The organism is Glaciecola sp. 33A, assembly GCF_002836745.1.
In the GTDB taxonomy this organism is placed as follows: Bacteria; Pseudomonadota; Gammaproteobacteria; order Enterobacterales; family Alteromonadaceae; genus Glaciecola.
In genome coordinates, this window is record NZ_PJAR01000035.1 from 100,703 (window position 1) to 124,341 (window position 23,639).

Genomic DNA, 23,639 nt, shown 5'->3' on the forward strand with positions numbered 1-23,639 from the left:
TCTAACTTGGTTTTCTCACCAATGTTTTTACTCATCCAGCTATATGTTGCAAACTTTCAGGATGATGATGCAGCGCTTTAAGCGTTCTCAATGTACCCACAGGGTCAGCTACAGCTGCTATATGTAATTTACTTATAAATAGCTCGGCATTTTGATACGGTGCATGATTTCCATTTACTGCATTCACTATTGGGTAATGAATACCATGACGACCGCTGTACCTAGCATTCAAGTAGGTGCTTATTATGTAGCTATTAAGCTCTGAAGGAGAGCCATCTTCGCCGCCCAAATGCCTAATCAACTTTTCCCAAGTGTACCTGCGCTCTTTGTTTTTGCTTAAGCCACGTTCTGTGAGTTCAATGTCGTAGTAGCGACCGTCGTGCTCTTGGCTACCTACTTTACCTTTCACTTTTTGCTCAATAAAATGTGTCAACTCAATTTTGTCACCTAACAAGTGACACAAACGCAGCTTAGATTCCTTACCATTGAAGCATCGTCTCAGCTTCCAATTAATAACGGGTGAGGCCGTGTATGTAAGATTTGCATAGACTCGACCCAGGGCAGAAACACCAGAGCGAAGCCATTGATCAGGCAACTTCAACATCAGGGGCGTTCCACCAGCAAAATCAGAACCGTGACCGGACGCCACAATGCTGTTGGTTAATCCAGTTGCCCACACCGACTTAGCGGGAATTGTCGCCAATGCCGCACCAACAGAAGCTCGTGTTAAAAATTGACGGCGGCTACTTGGTCCATCCAAATTTTGGTCGGTCAAATTTGAATTTTTGTCTATCATTTCATATCACCTGATCATTTAGTGCACTAACTAATATAGTGCAAGAATTGAGCCAAAAAATAACTCTTTGTTTTTATAGATGTTTTACAGAGCCCATTCAGAAACTGATAAAAAAGCTGACACTAATTTAAACACCGTCGGTCATTATAACGCTATGTCATTGCCTTTGGCTAGCTTTCTCAGATCCCTAATTGGGATTGCATAGCTAATGCCACTCGGGTTTGTTAAGGCCGCTTCCTTGCCTTGTGATACAAATACTTTGTTTATAATCGCAATTACGTCGTTGCTGTTGCTAGCGAAAACCGGACTGCCACTGTTGCCAGGATAGGCTGTGGCATCTAATTGATAAACCAAAAAGGGTGTTTTAAGCCGGTCTAACATTTGCAGGGTTAACTGATTTGCATTGCTAGCCGGGTTCACGTCTGGCGTAATGGCGGCGATAATTCCCTGATGCGTTGCAGGGTATAAACCCAAAACAGCACCAATAGGAAAACCTGTAAAGAAAACGGACGTTCCTTGGTCTATCAAGTCATCATTAGCCAGTTTTAACGCAGGCAATGCTGTATCGATGGATAAAATAGCAATATCATGCACTGGGTCTATTGCGATAATATCCATTTTATGAATTGCGGGATTTTGGCCTGTACCACTCAAGGCAACAAAATTTTGAACAATTGTCGGATCTAATTCTTTGGAAACCACGTGGTAATTGGTCACAATATATTTGCCATTACCCACGACAAAACCAGTACCTAATATTTGCGGTGCATTTGACTCGAGTGGCGTAAAAATAGCAATACCGACTATGGAGGGCTTTATCTGTTTTATTGATTCAGGTAGCGATTGCGTTTGCTGAGCCGATGTCATAGATGTGAAACACAAACAAAGTAAAGCGAAAATAGTGCTCCCCCAATATCCATCAGTAACTGCACTTCCTTTTTTGATTTGCATTATCATTCTCTTCTGTTGATTTGTGCGTTAGCATAACTAAAATTAGAACACTAACCAATCAAAAAATATGCTGACTCAGATTTTTAAAAGCTACGAACTAGATCATGTAAACGCATTGCTAGCACAAGTAGCGAATTCAAATGACAGTGTATTTTTAAGTCAACTTTGGCTAATACCTTGGCTAAAAACACTACCTAAAAAACCACTTTTAATGGTCTGCAAACGTGACACACACATACTAGGCTTAGCTTTCTGGGGCTGTCAGCAGCATTGGCTTGGTGACAGATATTATTTAAATCAAACAGGGGTGCATAGCGAGGATCAAGTTTGGATAGAGCAGAATGATATTATTTGTCGTCCTGATGATCGTCCTGCCGTGCTTGAAGCGATGTTGCAAAAGCTCAGTGAGTTGAAAAATTTTGCAAAAGTGACCGCTCAAACGTGCCTCAGTGATCAATGGCAGCATGCACGCTATTTAGAACCAGAAATCACCTCAGAAACTAATTTTTATGCTGGGTTAAAAATGCCAAGCAATTATCTTGACAGCCTTTCAAAAAATACACGAGCGTCGATTAGACGTTCAAATAAGCTAATTGAAGATAAATTTGGCCCTATTTCTGTCACTATTGCCCAGCAAAGTGAACACCACGACTTATTCAATAAAATCGCTCAATTGCATATCCTTAAATGGGGAACCAGTGAATATGGCAGTGGCTTTACCAATCCAACGTTTGTGCAATTCCATGAACAGTTACTGGGCACAAGTGATCACGAATACTCAGACAAGGCTAAACTACTCACGCTCACAGCAGGCGATTTCATCCTTGGGTATTTATACGTTTTAATTAGTGATAATCAGATACTGTTTTATTTGTCGGCAATTAACTATGTCGACTTAGGCAATAAATATAAGCCGGGCTTAACCATGCACTTTCATGCAATAGAGCATTTTAAACACCTTGGGTATGACAATTACGACTTTTTAGCCGGCCCAGCAAGATACAAAGAGCAAATGTCGAATAACAGCTATCAGGTCTACCACGTCTCGATGTACAAAAACACCCGTCGCAATAGACTCTTAACAAAGCTAAAGTCGCTGTTACGACGCTGACACCTGGTCTGAAATATGTTTTAAGCTGAGAGTCTAGTTTATCAACTCACGTTATCAAAAAAAATACGTGTAGTTTTCCAATAAAAATTTATACTCATTGGCGAGAAAATGAGCAAACTCCAAGAGCAGGTGCAGCGTTACAATGATTCATGCGTTTAATTTTGATGGAACAAATGGAGTCCCCACCCCATTTTCAGTTGGGCTGCCGTTACCTAAGGCGACTTTTTGGCCTGAACAAAAATTACAGATAGTCACCGAGGCAGGTTTACCTGTCATTTCGAGTGTGACTGCAAGCGCTTTGTGGGATGACAAATCCATTCGATGGTGCCAAATTGAAGGCTATTCAGACCAACGCAAAAGCCAAAAGTACTTTGTAACCGAGAGCCCAGCAAGCATCTTCAAAAAACAAGACTGTGTATTTGAAAAAGACGGCGCCTTCTTGCTAAAATCCAAAGATTTAACACTGCAGGTATCCGCCGATTCTTTTTTATCAGTAAAACAAGTAACCAGCAACGACCTTGTAGCACTTGAATTATCCCCAATTTTTTCGTTAAAACAAACAGACACCAAGTTCAAGTTAATTAATTCAAGGTTGTTGACCAAAACCAGTTCATGTAACCACCCCCTTTATGCCACATTAAAACAACAATATAAAACGCAGTTGGATACGCATAAAAAATACTTATACGTAACGGTTGAGTACAAGCTTGATTACCCTACCAACAAGCTTAAAATAGCATTATCGGTGCATAACCCAATGCCGCTTATTCCGCAAAATGGTCAATGGGATCTGGGCAATGAAAATAGCATCGAACTAACTCAATTTGGATTAAAAATAGCATTGCCGAAGGGCGGTTTCTCAGTTGCTAATACCGGTACTAATGCGGATGCGATTGCGCGCGCCAGTGCGGCTAAAAATGCTGGCGTAAATGATGGCACAAACCATAGCACAAGCCATAAAAACCGGGTATTTAAGCACTTTGAACAATGGTCGTTATTGATAAATAATAGTGGTGGTGAAAACTGGTTATCTAAAAATCATGTCGATAAAAATGGCCTTATTCACCAAAAAGAACGCGGCGCCGTGGTTTTTGAAGTCGATAAAAAGCAAACACATACCTATAGAGAATTAAGACCATCACTGGCATTTATGATGTCTGATGAAGCGCAACGCTTTGCTATTCATGTTGACAATATGTGGCAAAAGTTTCCGCTGGAAGTAGCAGCCCTGAATGACGAACTGGATATCAATTTTTGTGAAAAAAACACCGATGCTGGTATTGAGTTACAGCCCGGTGAAATAAAGTTTCATTCATTGAATATCGCGTTATTACAAACACCGGTGCTAACCAATGCCAACAGTCAGCCCCCTACGATGAGCCTTAACCCGGATATATTTTGCAGCGCCAATACTATTCCGTGGTTAACCCAATCAATTACCCACAGCCCGCTAACTAGCATCGTTAGTTTAGGTTTGACGGGAGAGAGAAACTTTTTTGCTAAGCGAGAAGCTGTCGATGAATTTGGCTGGCGAAATTTTGGTGATATTTATGCTGACCATGAAGCAATAGGATACAAGGGCGATGATATTTTTGTCTCGCACTACAATAATCAGTATGACCCTTTACAAGGTTTTCTTAAGCAATGGGTAATTACTGGCGATCCCAAATGGAAAGAATTAGCAGATGACCTCTTTGAACATATTGTTAATATCGATATTTACCATTCAGAGTTAGATAAACAGGAATATAATGGCGGCCTTTTTTGGCACACGGACCATTACGTAGAGGCTGAAACGGCGACTCACCGCACTTACTCAAAACGCCAACAAAAAGGTGTTTACGAGGATCATGCCGGCGGCGGCGGGCCAGGAAGTCACCATTGCTATACCAGTGGCTTAGCCCTGTATTATCAGCTAACTGGAAATGAGAGCGCGAAAAACGCGGTCATCCAACTAGGCAACTGGATTACTTATTTTTTCGAAGGCGACGGCACATTGCTAGGCAGCTTGCTCCAATATCGAAACAGAGCGATTGTAAGAAACCCATTAACTGGTCGTTATCCTCTGGATAGAGGCGTTGCAAACTACGTCAATGTACTGCTTGATAGCTATGAACTAACGGCTAACCGCCTCTATGTAGAAAGAGCATCAAGCATCATTACCCAAACGTTTCATTTTACCGATATTATTGCTGAGCGAAATTTTGAGGATATTGAAAATACGTGGTATTACATTGTTTTCATGCAGTCGGTTGCCAAGTATTTATGGATGTGCGAAACCGTATATGGCATTGATCATGATTATGCCAGTATCAAAAAGTCGTTTTTACACTACATTGAATGGATTGCAACACAAGAGCAACCGTATTTAGATAATCATCAGAAACTTGAATATCCAAATGACACTTGGACGGCGCAAGACCTGAGAAAAATAATGGTACTAAAAATTGCCTTGAATTATGCCGACCTGCCGCACTTAAAAGAACTGATGCAACAAAAAGTTGATAGCTTAACGCGTTATGTTGAAAACAAATTATGCAACAGCAACGAAAAAGATTTCACTCGGGTGATAGCATTAGTGATGCAAAATAATATTGGTGATATCAGTCAAATTGGCTTGACCAATGATGTTGATCCAGAAGTGACGATTGAACATCGCACCGCAGCATTTAGTTTTGTCCGCTTCGCTGGGCGCTTCATAAAGGGTTACTCATTAACTCGAGAATTCAAGCATCTACTTATTCGCTTCCCTCAGTTGAGACTCAAATAATGGAGCAGACAGCAGAGCGTTGCAGTTTCATTATCCCTCATTTAGGCCGAGAGAATATGTTAGTTGATACCCTCACCTCAATTAGCCTGCTACAAGGCGCTGCAATTGATATTGAAGTGATCGTGGTCACAAAAAACCAGACGCTGCATTTTGATGTCGAATTACTGACTGAGAACATGGACCTACACATTATTTATGCGCCGCAGCAGGTGACGATATCAGCGCAACGAAACTTAGGCTTTGCAAAGGCCAGCGGAAATTTAATCGCATTTTTAGATGCCGATATTAGCCTTGCCAGTAATTGGCTAAGTGCGCTACGCCCATTGTTAACAGCACATACAAAGTTGGTTAGTGCAGTGCAAGTGGCCTGTGAACATGCCAGCCCGCTTGAAATATTAAGAACCGAATTAAGTAACGCCAGCGTCGATTGTCACGTCGAGTTTTTACCTGGCAGAAACTTACTCATGACACGCGACACATTTATCACTTCCGGCGGCTTTCCTGAGCACCTAGTGACTTGTGAAGACTATGTTTTCACCCAAAAAGTGGGTGAACAAGGCAAGTTGTTGTATTCCACGGCGAGTGACTATGTTCACCTTGGTGAAGACAAAGAATTTATTGAAATGGCAAAAAAAGAAGTGTGGCGCGGGCAATCAAATTTAGCCTCGTTAAAAGGAAGAGATATCGGGTTGGCCGAGTATCCAAGCTTTATTGCACCACCGGTGTTTTCCTTTGGGCTACTATTTGCACTGCTGTTTTTTGTCATAGGACACAGTGTATTAGCCCTATTATGCATGGTCGCCAGCATTGGTGTGCTATCACTGTATGTACTAAGATTAGTCAAGCTAGCATCACCTGCGCTTTCAATAGTGACCATTATTAAATTTTACGGTCTGTATTTTCCCGCGCGAACTTGGGGTACAATTTTAGGCTTAATCAAACCCATAAGAACGAGTAGCCATAGTTGATTAATACGTCACGCAAGATGCATATATTACAGTTTATTTGTTCAACCGGATTTTACGGAGCAGAGCGCTGGATACTGGCCCTGTGTAACAATACACAAGACCCTAATGTGACCTATAGCTTAGCTGTTACCGCTGAGGCGGCATCAAAAAACCTTGAAATAGCAGCACATTTTAAACGCGATTGCGGTGACGTATTTGAGCTACCCATGGCGCATAAATTCGATTACAAAGCGGTGTCTGCGTTAGCTAATTATATTACAACGAATAACATTGATGCGGTTCACACACATGGTTATAAATCAGATGTGCTTGGCGTATTGGCAGCAAAAAAGGCCGGTGTGCCGGTTATTGTGACTCCACATGGTTTTGAAAATGCGAAAGACATCAAGCTTCGACTGTTTATCTGGTTAGGCTGCCAAGCCATGAAGTTTGCTGATCATGTGGTTCCTTTATCACCGCAATTAGTGGAAGATTGTAAACAATACTCGATTAAAGAACCGCAATTAGTCTATATTCAAAATGGCGTGGATTTATCCGAAGTTGAAAAATTCAAAAACAAACCGGCGGCATCAAAAGAAACCAAAAGGCGCATTGGTTTTATAGGTCAAATGATCAGTCGTAAAAACATCCTTGATTTACTTGATGTGTTTGATGAACTGCACAAGAAAATGGATAATGTTGAACTGGTATTATTAGGTGATGGCGATTCGCGCGCCTCACTTGAGCAGCATACGCAAACACTAGCGTCAAAAGGTGACATTCATTTTTTAGGTTATCGCGATGACCGACTAGACTACTTAAAGAGCTTTGATTTATTCGTGATGACATCGACCTTAGAAGGTATACCGCGTTGTTTAATGGAAGCCTGCGCAATGGAAACCCCCGTTGCCGCTTATGACATTGCCGGTATCGATCAGTTGATCACTCACGAACACACAGGTCTGTTAGCCCCCTTAGGTGATAAAGCCGCCTTATTATTAGCTTGGGAAAAGATCTTACAAGATGAAGATTACGCGAGCCAGCTAGGTAAAAATGCCTGCGACTATGTTAATGAACATTATTCAGCTAAAAGAATGGCCGATGAATATGTCGCTTTATTTAATGAAGTTTTGGATAACAAGGAAGTTAGCCTGTGAAGAACAAACCTGAATTAGTCTTTATACTCACCGTCGATACCGAAGAAGAATGGGATTGGGACGGCCCGTTCCCAGAAAAAGACTTTTCAGTGAAAAATTTAGTTCAAATACCGGCATTTCAGTCGTTTTGTGACGAGCGCGGCATTCGTCCCTGCTATTTTGTCGACTACGCTGCAGCCAAAGGCGCTATCGAAAATAAAGTATTTGAAAATGCGATAAAGCAAAATACCTGCGAACTAGGTGCCCATTTACACCCATGGGCAAATCCGCCGTATTTTGATAAGCCCAATGAAGCCAATTCACACGTGGTTAATCTGCCGATTGAACAAGTAGAAGCCAAGCTGGATGAGTTAGTCTCGGTTTTTGTGACCGAATTTGATTATCAACCAACCTCATTCAGAACGGGGCGTTGGGGTATTTCTGAGGCCATTATGCAGCTGTTGTGGTCGCGCGGCTTTACGGTTGACTCCAGCGTATACCCCTATTATTCAAATGAGTTTTTCAGCTGCCAAGGCTCGCCTATTGGCGCTTACTGGCCGGATGCGAACAACGTTCTCAAAGCTGGCGAGCAGCGTAATATAATGGAAATACAGGCTAGTGTCGGTTTTAACAGAAAGCACTTTTCAGTAGCCAATGCAGTGCATCAGGCAGCAGAATCAGCACCCCTGAAGTACGTAAAAACCGTTAGCATGCTTTGGCATTCGAATATGCTCAGAAAAATTTACATGAGCCCAGAAGTAATGGAAGCTCAAGATATGGTGGCACTTGCCCGCAAGATGCATGAAAACGGCTCGCCTTACATTAATATGTTTTTTCATAGCTCAAACCTGATCGCTAATGGGACCGGCTTTTTTAATGTTGAAGACCCCTTTACCGTTATTTGTTCTCGGATAAGTGAGGTGATCAACCTACTTTCTGAGGACTACACTTTGAACTTCATGACATTAAAAGAAGCCCAAGTCTACTTTTCACAAAATCCAACGATATTAAGTACACATGACTATTGTTACAAAACTTAACCGTAATGACCGCCACATTTGGGATCAATACGTAAACGCCTGCGCAAAAACAACACCGTACCATCGGTTTGCTTGGGGCCAAGCGATAGAAAAAAGCTATGGTTTTAAAGCGATATATGTTGGCGCCTTTGACTACGGTAAACTCGTTGGGGTGATGCCATTAATTAGGATGGGCATGCCGTGCAGACAAAAAAACCTAGTATCGCTTCCCTACTGCGATGGTGCAGGCGCCGTTGCCGACACGCAAGAGGCGCTAGACGCATTGATAACTTTTGCTAACAATGACATCGCCAAGGACACTATAGAGCCTGTTGAGTTGCGAAATGCCGACACCACCACCGTCGACCCTGATAGTTTAGCGGATGGACAAAAAGTCAGGATGCTGCTGGATCTAGCGGCTACCCCCGACGAACAGATGGCCAACTTCAAATCAAAATTACGCAGCCAAATTCGCAAAGCAGAAAAAAACTGCCTGACATCAAAGGTCATTGAGTATAACGACACGGATGATTTTGCAAAGCATGTGGATGAATTCTATGCGGTTTTCGCTGGCAATATGCACTTATTGGGCTCACCCGTTCATTCCAAAGCCTGGTTTATGTCTGTGCTGCGTGAATATACGAACAATGCCTACATGGTGCTGGTATATAAAAATGAGACAGTGATTGGTGGCGGTATTGTCTTACTTAACAACAACACCGCATCAATACCATGGGCATCAACTAACGCAGAGTACAATCGACTCGCACCCAACATGCTGTTGTATTGGGCGGTGCTAAGTGAAGCGATTACTAAAGGTGCCCAAGTATTCGACTTTGGGCGCTCAACGGTTAATGAAGGTACGTATAACTTTAAGAAACAATGGGGTAGTTGGCCTGCGCCATTAAATTGGGCTAGGTATGAAAACGGACATCTTATAGAAGAGCTAGATCTCGGAAAATCGAAAATAAGAGAGTCAGTTGAATCAATTTGGCGCAAACTGCCCCTTGTTATAGTGAATTATGTGGGGCCAAAGATCAGGAAATATGTAAGTTTATGATTGGATCTTAGAAGATCCTTAATAAAAGATAAGTATGAATTAATATAAAAACAAAGAAAAGCTGAAGGCATGTAGTTAAAAATAACTATTAAAGCTAAAATAAATCGAACTAATTGCAGCATCAATTTCATACGTTTTTCTCGTCGTATTAGGTATTTTTCACACCTCCTTATTTCTATTGCGCTTCAAAGCGTGTTTTTCATAAATTCCCCTTAACCAAAGCTCATATAAAGTGCCGGCTTGAATTTAAAGAAGTAATTCAGAACTTGTTATTGTAAAAATGTTTCAAAATTTAGTGAGATTAGTCATAGCAGTTGGGTTTAGTTTATCCCTGTTTGCATTTGGTGCTAGTGCTGAAGAACGCTGAACTGCTGATGCGCCGACTTTAGCTCCGCCATCTTCTGCTGAGCTTTCGCCAACTCGAACTAGGCTTATACCATCTTGAGCTAAGCCCGTGCGACGACCAACTAACCCTGTGCGGAGACCAGTTGAGCCTGCCCTCACTCCAGAAGAGCCTGTGAGAACACCAATTGAACCTGCACCGACTCCGGTTGAACCTGCGCCGCCCCCTATTGAGCCTGCGCCAACTCCAGTTGAACCTACTCCGAATCCAGTTGAGCCGCCACGCAGTATATCTATGTATTGCGTTTCACGATTACTTAGGGTCTGTATGTTATCCATAATATTAGCTCTCCTTGCGCGCCTAATTTAATAGGTAATTATACGCAGTCCTTAGTTAATTATTGAACATGCACTAAATTGTGCCGTAAATCTACTTTATTGTTCGCCTAAACCGTTCAAAAGGAATGATAACTCAGTATTTTTTGAATAACGATATTGCGAATATGTTCAGGTCCCATACGACGGCATCAGCTAATTATACTGGCCCTCTGTTGCCGCCAACGCTGCGCGGCTAAACCGCACCCTAAGGGCGATCAAGTCTACCTTGGACGAATTATTAAGCTTTCTGAAAACACAAATATCTTGTCAATCGACCTTAAAATTGATCGCGCTGCAAATTACGCTAGTGATTTTTAAGGTTTGATTTAATTACCAATTGTAACAGGGGTAAGGTTTATGTTCAGAGCAATTTTATACCGCCGAAGCAAAGCTCATTGAATGTGTTTTTGCCACTCACAAAACAAGCAAGTTCATGCTTTGTTGGCTCTCGCGTTGTCAGGAGTGCGGCAGATGCACATGATTTAAGTGCCTATTCAAATCCGATTTTTGTGGCGTTTAAGATAGCTACTGCATATTACAATTCTGATTAATTGGCGTTCGTCATAGTTGCATAGAGAATGTATAGCGTTTATTCTCTCACTGCTTAAAATCGATTATTTCCCAGCTTTATTATGGTATTTCACGTTAAGTGATTTTCTGAAAGAAACAGTGACTAAATTGAGTATCCTACATTGAGTGAAAATGAGTAATTTAAAAAAAGGAGTTTTTGGCAGTTTATTGTTGGTTAGTCAATCGGTATTAGACAAACTAATTGGCTTAGTGAGCACACTGGTTTTGGCTAGAGTGCTGTTGCCTGAGGACTTTGGTATTGTTGCTATAGCAACCTTGATCGTTGGTTTTTTTGAGGTGCTTTCTAATACAGGTTCAGTTCAATACTTGTTGCGAGCCGACCAAATTAACGATTCAGAAGTAAACACATCATGGACTATCAATATATTGTTGAAGCTAATACTCAGCATAGCGCTTTATGGTAGTTCATTTTTTGTTTCAAGTTATTATGAAGACCCTCGACTGCAAAATTTAATGCTTGCGTTGGCGTTGGTATATTTTTTTGAGGCTTGGCATAATCCCGGCATTATTTATCTGAAAAGAGAGCAAGAGTACGCGGCTATCTTTAAAGTAACTGTATTGGGCAAAGTTCTCGCTGTTTGCTCTGCAATATCAATTGCCTTAGTTTACGAGAGTTATTGGGCCTTAGTTGTATCGCAAGCGGTTAGTAAAATTTCGATGATAATCGGGTATTATATTATTTACCCCTTCAAGCCTAAATTCGAATTGAGCAATGCCAAAAAGCAATGGGCTTTTTCGGGGTGGATAGTTCCGCAGTCGATATTAGGATATTTCCGAACGCAACTCGACACCTTTTTAGCATCGTCACTCTTCGGGAAAGCAGAGCTAGGCTCATACTATACAATGAAGTATATAGCGCTTATTCCCACCTCTCATTTCATCTTACCCATGACTGGGACGTTTTTGGTCGAAATGCGAAAGGCGTCCGTTGACGTTCATAATTATAAAAAAATATACAATTCAGCCCTCCTCATCGCTCTCTTAATAGCGGCGCCTATTTCAGCGTTTCTTTTTTATTTTCATGAGCTTACTACACTAGTTTTGTTAGGCGATCAATGGACCAAATACTCCCAGTTGCTCGCTGGATTCAGTTTATTAATTATTTCTGCAACCCTCCACCAACATTGTTGTAAAACCTTGATTATTTTTAATAAACCGAAACACATATTGCTGTATGAATTAACTACATTCACAATTATTTACTCGATACTGTTTACTATTGGATTTAATGATCTAATGATTTTTACATATACTCGGGTGGGAATAGAACAGTTACTCTCGCTTTGTTTTCTACTTTATGCTTCGCTGAGGTATACCGACGTTATAACGACAGTCAAATTGTTTTTTGGAATCTTCTTGATCATTAGCTCATGTATCGTATCAGTTTTTGTTGCCTCATTTTTACCTAGCTTGTCCACTTTTGCGCTGATTGATTTAGGCTTTAAGTCAGCTTGCTTTTTTACCTTATTTTACGCTAGTTTTGGATTGTGTTATTTTCTCTTTCTTCGACGCTTCTCTGAATGGGAATATATATCTTCATTAATAGTCAGAATTTCAGCACCGGTCATACAAAAATTAGTTCGCAATTAAAAGTAACAACAATGATTGTGTGACGAGCGTTGCCAGTAATGTTTATAAAAAATTTTGATATTTACTACTTTTTAGTTGGATGGAAAGTTAGGTTGCTTTACCAAATAGAGCGACCTAAACTCATGTTTGGCAGGTATTAACACTATGTGATTCTCATGAAAACACCTTTTTCAGTGACTATATTAAATCAGAAACCAACTAGGTATAAGTTCATATGTGCGGCATTGCAGGTTTTTTAACCACGGAATTTGAGCAGTTAACAGCAGAAAATTTGCTTAGCATGGGTAATGCTATCGTTCATAGAGGACCTGATGCTCATGGCGAATATTTAGATGATTCGGTGGGCCTTTGTCACCGCCGATTAAGTATTCTCGACTTGTCTGAAGCGGGCAATCAGCCTATGTTTTCTAACGATGACAACATTGTCATTGTTTTCAACGGTGAGATTTATAACTTTTTAGAATTAAGAAAAGAGTTGGAAAACGAAGGTGAAATCTTTGCATCTGGCACTGACACCGAAGTTATTATTAAATTATATGAGAAACACGGTGTAGATTGTTTGGCAATGCTAAACGGTATGTTTGCTTTTGCATTATGGGATAAAAACCATAAAAGACTTTTTATTGCCAGAGATCGACTTGGTAAAAAGCCCCTTTACTATTATACCGACAATGGCAAGTTTGCTTTTGGCTCTGAAATTAAAGCCATCTTGGCATTGCCAGACATAAAAAAAGAAATTCGGTTGGATGCTATCCATGACTTTTTTGCGTACCAATACATACCCGACCCTAAAAGCATCTTCAAACACGTTCATAAACTCCCTCCCGCTCATTATATGCTATTAGAAAGCGGAAACATGACGATCAAACAATATTGGCACTTGAGTTTTGCCAAACCAGTCGCGGTAAATGAAAAAGAAAGTGTGGCTAAGCTGCAAGAAATCATCAAAAAAAGTACCCAAAGGCGCATGATAAGTGATGTGCCGCTGGGTGCCTTTTTAAGTGGTGGTGTCGACTCTAGTGGTATTGTTGCCACTATGTCGGGTCTATCCGATAAGCCTGTTAAAACATGCACGATTGCTTTTGACAATGAAAAGTTTAATGAAGCCGAGTTTGCAGCCGCCGTTGCTAAGCAATATAAAACCGAGCATCACGAATTTTTAGTACACCAAAATGTTGCCAATACGCTGGAAGATATTGTTAGTTATTTCGATGAACCTTTTGCAGATCCATCCCTTGTTCCTACTTTTTTCGTGTCTGAATTAGCGCGCAAAGAGGTCACGGTTGCTATTGCCGGTGATGGCGGTGATGAAGTGTTCGCTGGCTATGAAAAATATTCGACGGATTTTGTCGAAAACCAACTCAGAGACAAATTCCCCAAATGGATGCGCACGTCTTTATTTCCTGTATTTGGAAGAGCATGTGGCTCAATAAATCTGCCTCTGTTCCAACGCGCAAAAAATTTGCTAACAAGTTTGAGTGTTAGCCCTGAAATGGGTTTCTACATTACCAATAGCTTTATTACCGATGATGATTGGCAAAAGCTAGCAAAAGACGAAGTTAAAATTGAACTGAATGATTACCATCCCTCTTCTCTCACCCTTGAAAAGTACCGTGAAGCAGATGGGCCCGACCATTTGAGTAAAATACTTTACACAGACATGAAGACATATCTGACGGGTGGGATACTGGTTAAAGTAGATAGAATGAGCATGGCCAATTCACTTGAAGTAAGAGCGCCTATTTTAGACAAAGAAGTGATTGAATTTGCTGCAACATTGCCCTCAGCACTTAAATTTAGAAATAAAGAGAAAAAATACATTTTAAAAGAGGCATTTAAGCCTTTGTTGACCGACGATATTTTATATAGAAAGAAAATGGGCTTTTCAGTTCCTCTAGCCCAGTGGTTTCGAGTTGAAATAAAAGATATTGCTCAGCGTTATCTAATTGATGACGTTAAAGGCTTAAGCGCTATTTTTAATATGGAGCAGGTTCAGCATTTATGGGCTGAACATCAAAAAGCGCGCAAAGACCATAGTGCTTTACTTTGGTCAATGTTGATGTATGAAATGTGGTGGCAAAGGTACATGAACTAGTATGAACAAGAAAAAAATTCTACATGTAACCTATGATATGCGCATCGGCGGCACGGAAATGGTGATCAAAAACATCATTGAAGGCGTCGATACAGCCAAATTTCAGATGTCTATTTTTTGTATCGAACAGCCCATTGGCCCATGGGGCCAAGAACTTGAAGCAAACGGAACAACGATTCACAGCAAGAACAGAAAAGAGGGCTTTGACTTTTCAATGATCGCTAGTATCCGAAAAGTGCTAACCAGCGAGAAAATTGATGTTATTCATTGTCATCAATATTCACCCTGGGTTTATGGGGTGATTGCCGCAATCGGCTTACATACAAAGGTTATATTTACGGAGCATGGCCGCTTTTATCCTGACTCTAGTAGTTGGAAGCGAAAATTCGTTAATCCTATTCTGTCATTTTTTACTGATTCAATTACCACAATTTCCAAAGCCACTAAACAAGCACTAGTTGATTATGAGTTTTTGTCAGCGAATAAAATTGACATTATCTATAACGGTATTAAAGCGTTGAAAACCACATCCGTAGAAGAGCGTCAAGCACTAAAAAGCGAATTGTTTATAAGTGATGATGACATAGTGCTTGGCACTGTTGCCAGACTGGACCCGATTAAAAATCATGCAATGATGTTGGATGCCTTTAATAGTGTGCTCAAAAACTACCCGAGCGCTAAGTTGGTTATTGTTGGTGATGGTGAACTAAGTACCGCACTTAAAGAACAATGTAATGAGCTTAATATTTCTGACAAGGTCATATTTACAGGCTACATTACAAACCCTAGTAATTATATTCAGATTTTCGATATTTTTTTACTATCTTCATTGAGTGAAGGAACATCTATGACTCTTCTTGAGGCCATGTCGGTGGGTAAGCCTTGTGTGGTTACGGATGCTGGGGGTAATTCAGAAATAATTTCGAACGAGTCTAATGGGTTAGTTACGGAAAATAAGATATGTAAGAGTTTTTCGCTTGCTATAGAAGAGCTGATGTTGAATGAAGCAAAAAGACTACTTATGGGAAATCGGGGCTTTAAGCGTTATGAGCAATTCTTTTCATCAATGAAAATGAGTTCTGAGTATATGAGGCATTATTATTAGAAGGTAGCCCGCTTAGATATAAAACCGAACTTTATGCAACAAACTTTACTCAAACAAGATAAATTTTTATCCTCAAAAATATTGTAAATGGGCTCTTTTTAAGCTTAAATATAAAATGTGAAAACACACCAAAATTAAGATGCAAAAACTCAGTTTGCTTAGGGAATTAATATGAAAAAGATGCTCGTAATGGAATTCAATGAGCTAAGTCCATCATTGGTAGAGCAATTTATTGATGAAGGAGTACTTCCCAATTTTGCTCTGTTGAGAGATGCTTCAATAACAATGGAAACTGAAACAGACGCTACTGGTGAAGCTTTAAACCCTTGGGTACAGTGGTTTGATATTCATACAGGTATTGATTGGGATCAGCATAACATTAGAGGCCTCAACTCACTTAAAGACTTTGAAGGGAAATTTTTATGGGATACCTTGTCTGAAAAATTTGGTTTAAAAAACTGGATTTGTGGAAGCATGAATGCAAAGTATTCAGAGAATTTTAAAGGACGGTTTTTGCCCGACCCTTGGTGCACTGACGTTAAGCCTTCCCACAATGATGGAATGTTGAATTACTATAAATATGTAAGCCAATCAGTTCAAAGTCATTCTGGTGCCGGTACCATCTCCCAAAGTGACTTTGCTAAGTCATTGTTTCAGCAAGGTGTCAGTTTCAAAACTTTTGTTAGTCTGCTAGGGCAATTATACCGCGAAAAAGTATTAAAAAAAGACGATTGGAAACGCGCTATGTGCCTAGATCGTATACAATTAGATGTTTTTAAACACTATTATAATAAAGAGCAACCTCAATTTTGCACTTTCTTTTCAAACGCAGTTGCGCACTTTCAACATCATTATTGGTCAGATTTTGAACCTGAAAAATTTGGTCATATTAAAGACAAAGCAAATTCAGATAAAGCAAACGCAATTCGTGAAGCATATAAAAATACTGACTATTTAGTTGGTGAGTTGCGTGACTTAGTCGGTGAGGATACTGCCATATTGTTTACGACAGGTCTTAGTCAAGAACCTTACGTTAAAAATGAAAGACACTATTACCATATTAAAAGTGATGTACGTTTTTTTGAAAAATTCAATATACCCCAAAATACGAAGTATAAGCCAATCATGGCTCAGCAATTTTACCTGGAAATGCCTGATGAAGCATCTGCGATTCAGCTAGAGGAAGAGCTTGGACATTATGTTTTGGATAGCATGGAATATTTCCACGAAGGGGCTAATAAATTATTTATGATAAGTCGTAACAATAGAACTTTATCAGTCAGTTGCAGATGTACAAAGCTAGTAAAAAACGAAGCACTGTATTTTTCTGAAAAAAGTCCTACAGAAAAATACGTTTTTAGCGACATATTTTACCGAATGAAAGAAGCCAAGACCGGAATGCATAATCCTGTCGGTTTGTATTGGCTCAAGTCTAGAGAGGAAAGCTTGCAAACGCACAAAAATCGAGTTAGACCGAGTCAAATTCATCATGATATTGTTGAGTTTTTTACGTAATGAGATAAAAAAGCAAGATTGTTTAAATTAAATTTTTTATTACAACAATATACCGATCGAAATACGCTACAACTATTAGGATTTAACGGAAGTTGGTGCTCAAATGCGAATGTTATTGTGAGAGAGTTGAATTAAATTGGATAAACGCAGAGCGAGCGATATCATTTATTTGAGGTTTACATTGCTCACATGGCAACAATTGCTCGATATTTGACTCAGGTTTGCTGAGCTGTGGAATGATAACTGCTTCTTGAACTGTGAAAAAAGAGCGCGCAGAAATCGCTCTCACGGCAATACTTATTTGGTAGAAGTTTGCTTTGCTCAAGCTAATTGAATAGCGCACCCACTTTTCATGGCCTCTCCTCACCATCACGATAGCTATATTTAATTAAAAACGATATTGCAACTGCAAGGGAAATAAGGCTAGTTTTTGTTTACTTACCGGACACGTTAAATGTGGTTAAACCGTCAAGAGTCCGTATCACACAAGAGCATATCACACAAGATATTTCGGCACATGTAAAATATTGCAATCTGAACCGATTGCTTTGGTCAAACGGCGATCAATCATTCATTGAGTATGAGAACTCCTTTAGGAAAGTGGATGGTTTGGTATTTTAGCAAGGCAGCGCGAGCGCCCAAGGTAATTGACAATTAATAAATTATTCCGCAAACTAACACTGTATTTTAAGAGTCGCATGTTAAACGACGGTGATTGATTATAGAAATGCCGCTAGAATACTTTTTGAGTGGGTTTAAGCAGAGAAACCTATTACATAGAACAGAGTAATATCTTTTCCTAAAGCTTAATGATAAGTATTAAAATTGGATTAATATGTAATGATCAGCCAGATAAAAATCATGCTTCAGAAAGTATATCGCTTTCGGTACTACTTGAATAACTACTTTTCGTATAGTTCTATTTTGGATGAAGAATCAAATATTCTGGTGTCTTTAACCAGCTATCAACATAGAGTTAACTCGGTTGCTGTTACTATTGAATCAATTGCATTGGGGAGTTCCAAGCCCAAAAGAATAGTCCTTTGGTTAAGTCATTATGATCTGAGAAACATACCAAAATCTCTGCAACGATTACAAAAGAGAGGATTAGAAATTATTGCATATGAGGATATTAAAAGTTACACAAAATTAGTACCTGTTGCGTCCTTAGAGAATAGATTAAATGGCATCGAGTTTATAACCACTATAGATGACGACGTTATATACCCTAAAAATTTGCTGAGCATCTTTTGTGAAGTTATAAAGTCAAAAAGCAATATAATATACTCACAACGAGCTAGAAAAATAGATTTTAAAAATGGAAAAATAGATTTTTATAATTCATTGCCATTGATAGGACCAAAAGACGACGTTCCAAGTCGCTTGATCATTCCTACGGGTGTTGGCGGTGTGTGTTATCCGGTCAACTTTATAGATACGATAGTCAAATATGGTGATCGATTCAAAGAGCTAGCACCGCATCAAGATGATATTTGGTTTTGGGCAATTGCATCAATCGATAAATATCAACAAATCTTTGTGTATAACAAGGCAATGAAAGAGAGTAAGATGAAGTATGTACCAGGCAGTCAAAGTAAGGCTCTTTGGCATACTAATCAGGCTTTAAAGTCTGAAAGTATCGAAGGTGAAACTCTAAATGACTTAGCAATTGAGAATTGTATAAGCGAATTTGGATTACGACTAAATAAAGACGAACAGTAATGAGGGTGTTGTATAACTGTGAAGTGGCGTAGTTAATTTGGCCACCTATTAAGAGATTGGTATGCTACTAGCATGTCAATATTAGGTATCCAAGATAGGTAAAAAACAAGACGGATATTTGGTCATGAATTCAAATTAGGAACACTTTGGTGTTTTTCAAATTTACCACTTATGATTAAAATAGCGTCGATTAACAATATTTTTGAGAATAAGAATTTTATTTCGTTGAGTAAAGTTCTCTTACATCGATATCGTTCTCGTGGTTCTTTGAATATTAATAAATTCCATTTTTTAATATTTATATACACAGCTATTGGCTTAAAGAAAGGAGAACTCGTGATTTGAATTCCGTAGCAGTTGTAACGAGAGCATATGATGCTGAGGCACCTTATATTGTGTCGTTTATTGAGCACTATATGCGTTTAGGCGTAACTGAGTTTCATATTGTTGTGCCTTATCAAAATCCTTACGATTATTTGAAAGTCATATGTAATAATATTTCGAATATTAATTTACATTTAGAAATAGAACCTTCTAATTTGTTAGAAGGTGTTCAAAAAATAGCACTTCCTTATGTCAAATCCTCGCATATCTTAAGTGTGGATGTTGATGAGTATCTGCACGTTGATAAAAAATACTTTGAAACATTGCTAGCTCACGATTATGTCAAACTCAATTGGATTATTGCACCCTATTTAAATCTTCCCTCGGATACAGTTTATGGCTTTCATGATAAACAATGCAAGTACCTGATAAAAAAAGATATTTGCCATTCATTTAGGGATCATGAGTGTATCACGACGGTACCTACTCAACCTTATGAATCCGAAATCCCATTGATTCATTATGTCTATCGCTCATTCTATGATTTGATTTTAAAATGTGCATTAAGTAACTATGGAGATTATCAATCAACCTTATCAAACCAATTTAGTCTGGGTGTTACGGATTGTAAAAAATTACCATTAAAATTTAAGATGTTGGCTATCTATAAAAGAATTGTTAACGCCAGTGAACCATTTGTAGTTCCTAATTATTGTAAAATAGATGTGGAACTTGAACTAGCTATTATCAAGGATGCGGTTATGTTTGAGCAGCTCTCAGAGCTATCATCCGCATTAGAGCGATATGCTAGTCGCTTAAACCTGGCAAAATTCATTAAAGAGATCAGAAAACATACCGCATATAAAGAACTGGGCAGATTGCCTCACTCTTGGTTAGCTAAAATTGCTGACAATTGTTTAGAAGTAGAACTAGAACCAAAGAGTTGGATTAAATCCAAGAAAAACGCCTCTTCGTGGAAAAATTTAATGATTAAATTGAAGAAAAGTTAGTTAATAAGCTTACGTATAGTGACCTGGTTCAGTTACCGTAAGTCAGTTTAACGACGTAAGCGTCCAGCAAACGAAAAAATGGTATAATTAGCCACCATCAAGGTATCAAAAAGTGGGTGATGCCAATTTATAACGGGCCTAAGGCGATGGTTACGGGGAACGCCTCGAGAAGTACATTAACTAATGGCAGTTACACAGAATCTGTTACAGGTTCACATATTCTGTTAAAGCTTCGTTAAACATTCCTTGATGTTTTCTATATCATCATCAAACCTTCTATCATTTTGATTATCGAAATATGTCATCCCGTGAAGTTCATTAGTTTTAATCACAATTCCCTGAAATGAGCACTCAGCAGAGCATTCAGACATTACAGTATTTATTGAGTCTTGTAGTATCTCAGTTGCTTTTATACATGTATGATTTTTCATAACATATTGCCGCGGTGAGAACTTATCTCTATTTTCTAAAACATACATAATATCCTCAGCTAGTTTATCCTCTGTTGACCAATAACCGGTATGATCATTAACGTATGAATACTTTTGCCCATAATTAAAGCCGTCCCTTATAATACAAGGGATATCGCAAAACATCCCTTCGATAATACTTCGGTTCAATCCTTCAAACCTAGACCACAATAGATTAACTTTCGAACGAGAGTATAGCGCACTCACCTCCATCGGCGATATCCATTCATAAAACGTAAGGTTTTCCGCCAGATTATAGTGGTTTGCTATTTCTTTAACGTCATTTATTGTTAGGTCATGGGGATATCCGACAAGTGCAACCTTAAGGTGAGGTAGTACTCGCTTAACTTTGGACAATGCTTTAAAAATATCTTGATGGCGCTTGAATTTAGCCCAGCCAGATACAACTACTATGTCAATATCTTTTTCAGTTTCAGCCTTGGGCTTGAAAATCTCATGATTAACCCACCAATTTGAACTCAACTTAACTGGAACAAGATTACTATTAAGAGCGTCCAAAAAATTGAAGTCTCTATTTTCATATGCCATTACAAACACAGGTTCGGTTAAGCTTGTGTAACATAAAATCCCAGTATCACATGTTCCAGCCCAACTAGGCTCCAAAACTATATGATATCGACTAGAAAATTCATTCATGTCAAAGAACTTAAACATTAGTGAAAAGTAATATGAATATTTAATTATAACTACTCCTTTTTGATGGTTGCTTGGACTTTTAACAATTAAGCAAACGCCATCAAAGAGGGCCAATGGATCCTCAAAAAAACGTTTCATATTATCTAAAGGAACGATCCTTTCCTTTATATCTGTAATGAACTTATTTTTCAGACCTTTAGAATTTAAAACAAACTTTTTAACCAAAAAAATGACAACTTTTTCACTACCGAACCAGCCACTTCGATGCACTTGACATAATGTTTCAATATATTCAAGCTCTTTTCCTCTAAGTAAAAGAATTAGGGCCTTTGTTAAAAATAGGCTGACGAACAGAAGTTGCAATAATGGCATATCATGTTTGAGAGCTTCTATTATTTTGGCTTTTAATATATAACTTTTTACATTCACATTACATTCCTAGAACTACATGGCACAGTTTTAACCCTTCCTTAACTTTTTATAATTGCATACAACACGTTTACTGCGAAGTATATTTCCACTTTGTTCATTTTTGTCTAATTGTCATTGTTTCTACGCGATATATTTTGAATTTGCTGTAACGTAAATATTATCTTGTTGCCGGAGGTTCGCCCCTTATTGCAAGATCACTTTTCAGAACGAAAATATTGTATGCAATTGCAGTGTAGAGAATACACCAATATAATATTTCTGCCCTAAACCTATTTAAAAATGTCATCGATATTACAAAGCAAGAAAGTGCGCATCCTATAGCTAACACTTTGAAATATTGTTCAATTTGCTTTTCTTCTTTTAGTTTTTTCATTGTTCTAAAAATAGTGACAAACGAATACAATATCATACCTACAAAGCTAATAAATCCCAAATAACCAATTTCACTTAATACTTCAAACCATGTGGAATGTACCGCTCTATTCCTGCTTCCACCGGTATCTTGGACAGCGTCACTAATGTAAATGGGCGAATAATAGATAAACCCTGAAGCTCCGGCTCCAAAAGGGTGATCCTTTGCCATTTTGATGGCCGCCAGCCAAAAATAAACACGCGTTGAGCCTGACTCCTGCTCTGCTGCGCTTTCAACATCCTGAGTTTTTATTGTTCCCATTCTCTCCCAAAAAGCACTATCGGCTACTACAGAAAGGCCAATTAAGCCTATAAAAACTAGTGCAACAACACCTGATTTTTGATTTTTACGCTGTAATTTAGAAAAATACAATATCCAAATAAAAACGGTTAAGCCAAATAATACACCTAAAAAAGCCCCTCTACTCCCAATTTGAACTAGTGAATTAGCTAAGTAAATACCAATAATGCCAAAAAAGAGCTTTGCCCACCATTTCGGTTTACACCATAAATAATACAAACAAATAATAACTGCTGGCGCAAGGGCCGCACCAAGTCCATTAGCGTCTGGTGAATCAACCATACCCGCACCTTCAAATCTACCATTCGTTGTTCTACCAAATTGAGACACGTAATACCCCATATAACCAGCAAAAGTTACGTAACCAATCAAGATAATGTCTAGGTGCTCTTCAGTTCTAACAAGTTTATATATAATTGTTACTAAAACCGTGACAGTGAGGATGGCATCGAAAGCAATAGCGTGAACATCCGGAAGAATTGCATAAAACGATGCGACAAAGTAAAGAAAAGCTGTAAAATACATAAACATAAATTGCGGTATTGCAACTAACTTATTTTCTGATAATTTCGTCCAATTGATGATCGTTATAACGAGTAATGTAAGCACGATATAAAATGAATAACTGATATCGGGAATATAGCTTCCCCACCACTTGGTATTTGGGTTGAAGAAGTAGTATGCCTGATATAACACAAAGAGATAAACTGCGCTTTGGCGGATTGCTAAAGTTATAGTGGTACAAAAGGTTAGTACAAAAAACAAAACACTAAGCATTTAGATGAGCCCTTTGGTAGGAGATATATTTTTTGAAAAAGCGTCTTTCTTAAGTAGTTTCATTTTTCAGCATCTAGCCTTTTAAAAAAGCGTTAAAAATTAATGGCAATGCGGTTTGCTAGTTATTTT

General features: G+C 38.9%; 17 protein-coding genes. 12 read left to right on the forward strand and 5 right to left on the reverse strand.

From position 1 onward, the window contains the following. Positions 1 to 31 precede the first annotated feature (31 nt). Complete coding sequence (locus CXF81_RS06765) at positions 32 to 796, reverse strand: twin-arginine translocation signal domain-containing protein (RefSeq protein WP_101180605.1); 765 nt, start codon at positions 794 to 796, stop codon at positions 32 to 34. A gap of 144 nt (positions 797 to 940) precedes the next feature. Next, positions 941 to 1,747 (reverse strand): serine protease, encoded by an 807-nt coding sequence (locus tag CXF81_RS06770; RefSeq protein WP_101180606.1) that lies wholly within the window; start codon positions 1,745 to 1,747, stop codon positions 941 to 943. Positions 1,748 to 1,814: 67 nt separating this feature from the next. On the opposite strand from CXF81_RS06770, the gene CXF81_RS06775 reads away from it, so the two are divergent. The 6 genes from CXF81_RS06775 to CXF81_RS06800 all read left to right on the forward strand — a co-directional run bounded on the left by CXF81_RS06775 (position 1,815) and on the right by CXF81_RS06800 (position 9,790). After that, complete coding sequence (locus CXF81_RS06775; protein WP_101180607.1) at positions 1,815 to 2,858, forward strand: GNAT family N-acetyltransferase; 1,044 nt, start codon at positions 1,815 to 1,817, stop codon at positions 2,856 to 2,858. A gap of 142 nt (positions 2,859 to 3,000) precedes the next feature. Continuing rightward, a complete protein-coding gene (locus CXF81_RS06780) occupies positions 3,001 to 5,628 on the forward strand; it encodes a hypothetical protein (RefSeq protein ID WP_101180608.1) in 2,628 nt (875 codons plus the stop codon). Next, entirely contained in the window at positions 5,628 to 6,596 is a 969-nt protein-coding gene (locus CXF81_RS06785) for a glycosyltransferase family 2 protein (RefSeq protein ID WP_101180609.1), read from the forward strand. Before CXF81_RS06780 ends, CXF81_RS06785 begins: the two co-directional genes overlap by 1 nt. Before the next feature lie 17 nt (positions 6,597 to 6,613). Continuing rightward, positions 6,614 to 7,732: a glycosyltransferase gene (locus CXF81_RS06790; protein ID WP_101180686.1), complete on the forward strand. Its 1,119-nt coding sequence runs from the start codon at positions 6,614 to 6,616 to the stop codon at positions 7,730 to 7,732. Continuing rightward, positions 7,729 to 8,751, forward strand: a complete 1,023-nt coding sequence (locus CXF81_RS06795) for a WalW protein (protein WP_101180610.1) — start codon at positions 7,729 to 7,731, stop codon at positions 8,749 to 8,751. The genes CXF81_RS06790 and CXF81_RS06795 overlap by 4 nt, the downstream gene beginning before the upstream one ends. Further along, complete coding sequence (locus tag CXF81_RS06800; RefSeq protein ID WP_101180611.1) at positions 8,729 to 9,790, forward strand: FemAB family XrtA/PEP-CTERM system-associated protein; 1,062 nt, start codon at positions 8,729 to 8,731, stop codon at positions 9,788 to 9,790. Before CXF81_RS06795 ends, CXF81_RS06800 begins: the two co-directional genes overlap by 23 nt. Before the next feature lie 285 nt (positions 9,791 to 10,075). Here the strand turns inward: CXF81_RS06800 and CXF81_RS06805 are convergent, their stop codons facing one another. Further along, on the reverse strand, positions 10,076 to 10,471 hold the full coding sequence (locus CXF81_RS06805; RefSeq protein ID WP_101180612.1) for a hypothetical protein: 396 nt from the start codon (positions 10,469 to 10,471) through the stop codon (positions 10,076 to 10,078). A 741-nt stretch (positions 10,472 to 11,212) separates the two neighbouring features. On the opposite strand from CXF81_RS06805, the gene CXF81_RS06810 reads away from it, so the two are divergent. The 6 genes from CXF81_RS06810 (at position 11,213) to CXF81_RS06840 (ending at position 20,462) form a co-directional block, all read left to right on the forward strand. Next, positions 11,213 to 12,691: an oligosaccharide flippase family protein gene (locus CXF81_RS06810; RefSeq protein WP_101180613.1), complete on the forward strand. Its 1,479-nt coding sequence runs from the start codon at positions 11,213 to 11,215 to the stop codon at positions 12,689 to 12,691. 214 nt (positions 12,692 to 12,905) lie between these two features. Then, positions 12,906 to 14,786: an asparagine synthase (glutamine-hydrolyzing) gene (gene asnB / locus CXF81_RS06815; protein ID WP_101180614.1), complete on the forward strand. Its 1,881-nt coding sequence runs from the start codon at positions 12,906 to 12,908 to the stop codon at positions 14,784 to 14,786. Position 14,787: 1 nt separating this feature from the next. After that, a complete protein-coding gene (locus CXF81_RS06820; RefSeq protein ID WP_101180615.1) occupies positions 14,788 to 15,891 on the forward strand; it encodes a glycosyltransferase in 1,104 nt (367 codons plus the stop codon). A 171-nt stretch (positions 15,892 to 16,062) separates the two neighbouring features. Then, positions 16,063 to 17,406, forward strand: a complete 1,344-nt coding sequence (locus tag CXF81_RS06825) for a hypothetical protein (protein ID WP_101180616.1) — start codon at positions 16,063 to 16,065, stop codon at positions 17,404 to 17,406. Positions 17,407 to 18,246: 840 nt separating this feature from the next. Continuing rightward, on the forward strand, positions 18,247 to 19,128 hold the full coding sequence (locus CXF81_RS06835) for a hypothetical protein (RefSeq protein ID WP_101180618.1): 882 nt from the start codon (positions 18,247 to 18,249) through the stop codon (positions 19,126 to 19,128). A gap of 341 nt (positions 19,129 to 19,469) precedes the next feature. Next, entirely contained in the window at positions 19,470 to 20,462 is a 993-nt protein-coding gene (locus CXF81_RS06840) for a hypothetical protein (protein WP_101180619.1), read from the forward strand. Positions 20,463 to 20,686: 224 nt separating this feature from the next. On the opposite strand, the gene CXF81_RS06845 is transcribed toward CXF81_RS06840, so the two are convergent. Together CXF81_RS06845 and CXF81_RS06850 are read right to left on the reverse strand one after the other, a co-directional pair. Further along, entirely contained in the window at positions 20,687 to 22,018 is a 1,332-nt protein-coding gene (locus tag CXF81_RS06845) for a glycosyltransferase (protein ID WP_232771811.1), read from the reverse strand. Positions 22,019 to 22,178: 160 nt separating this feature from the next. Beyond that, complete coding sequence (locus CXF81_RS06850; protein ID WP_101180620.1) at positions 22,179 to 23,510, reverse strand: O-antigen ligase; 1,332 nt, start codon at positions 23,508 to 23,510, stop codon at positions 22,179 to 22,181. Positions 23,511 to 23,639: the final 129 nt, after the last annotated feature.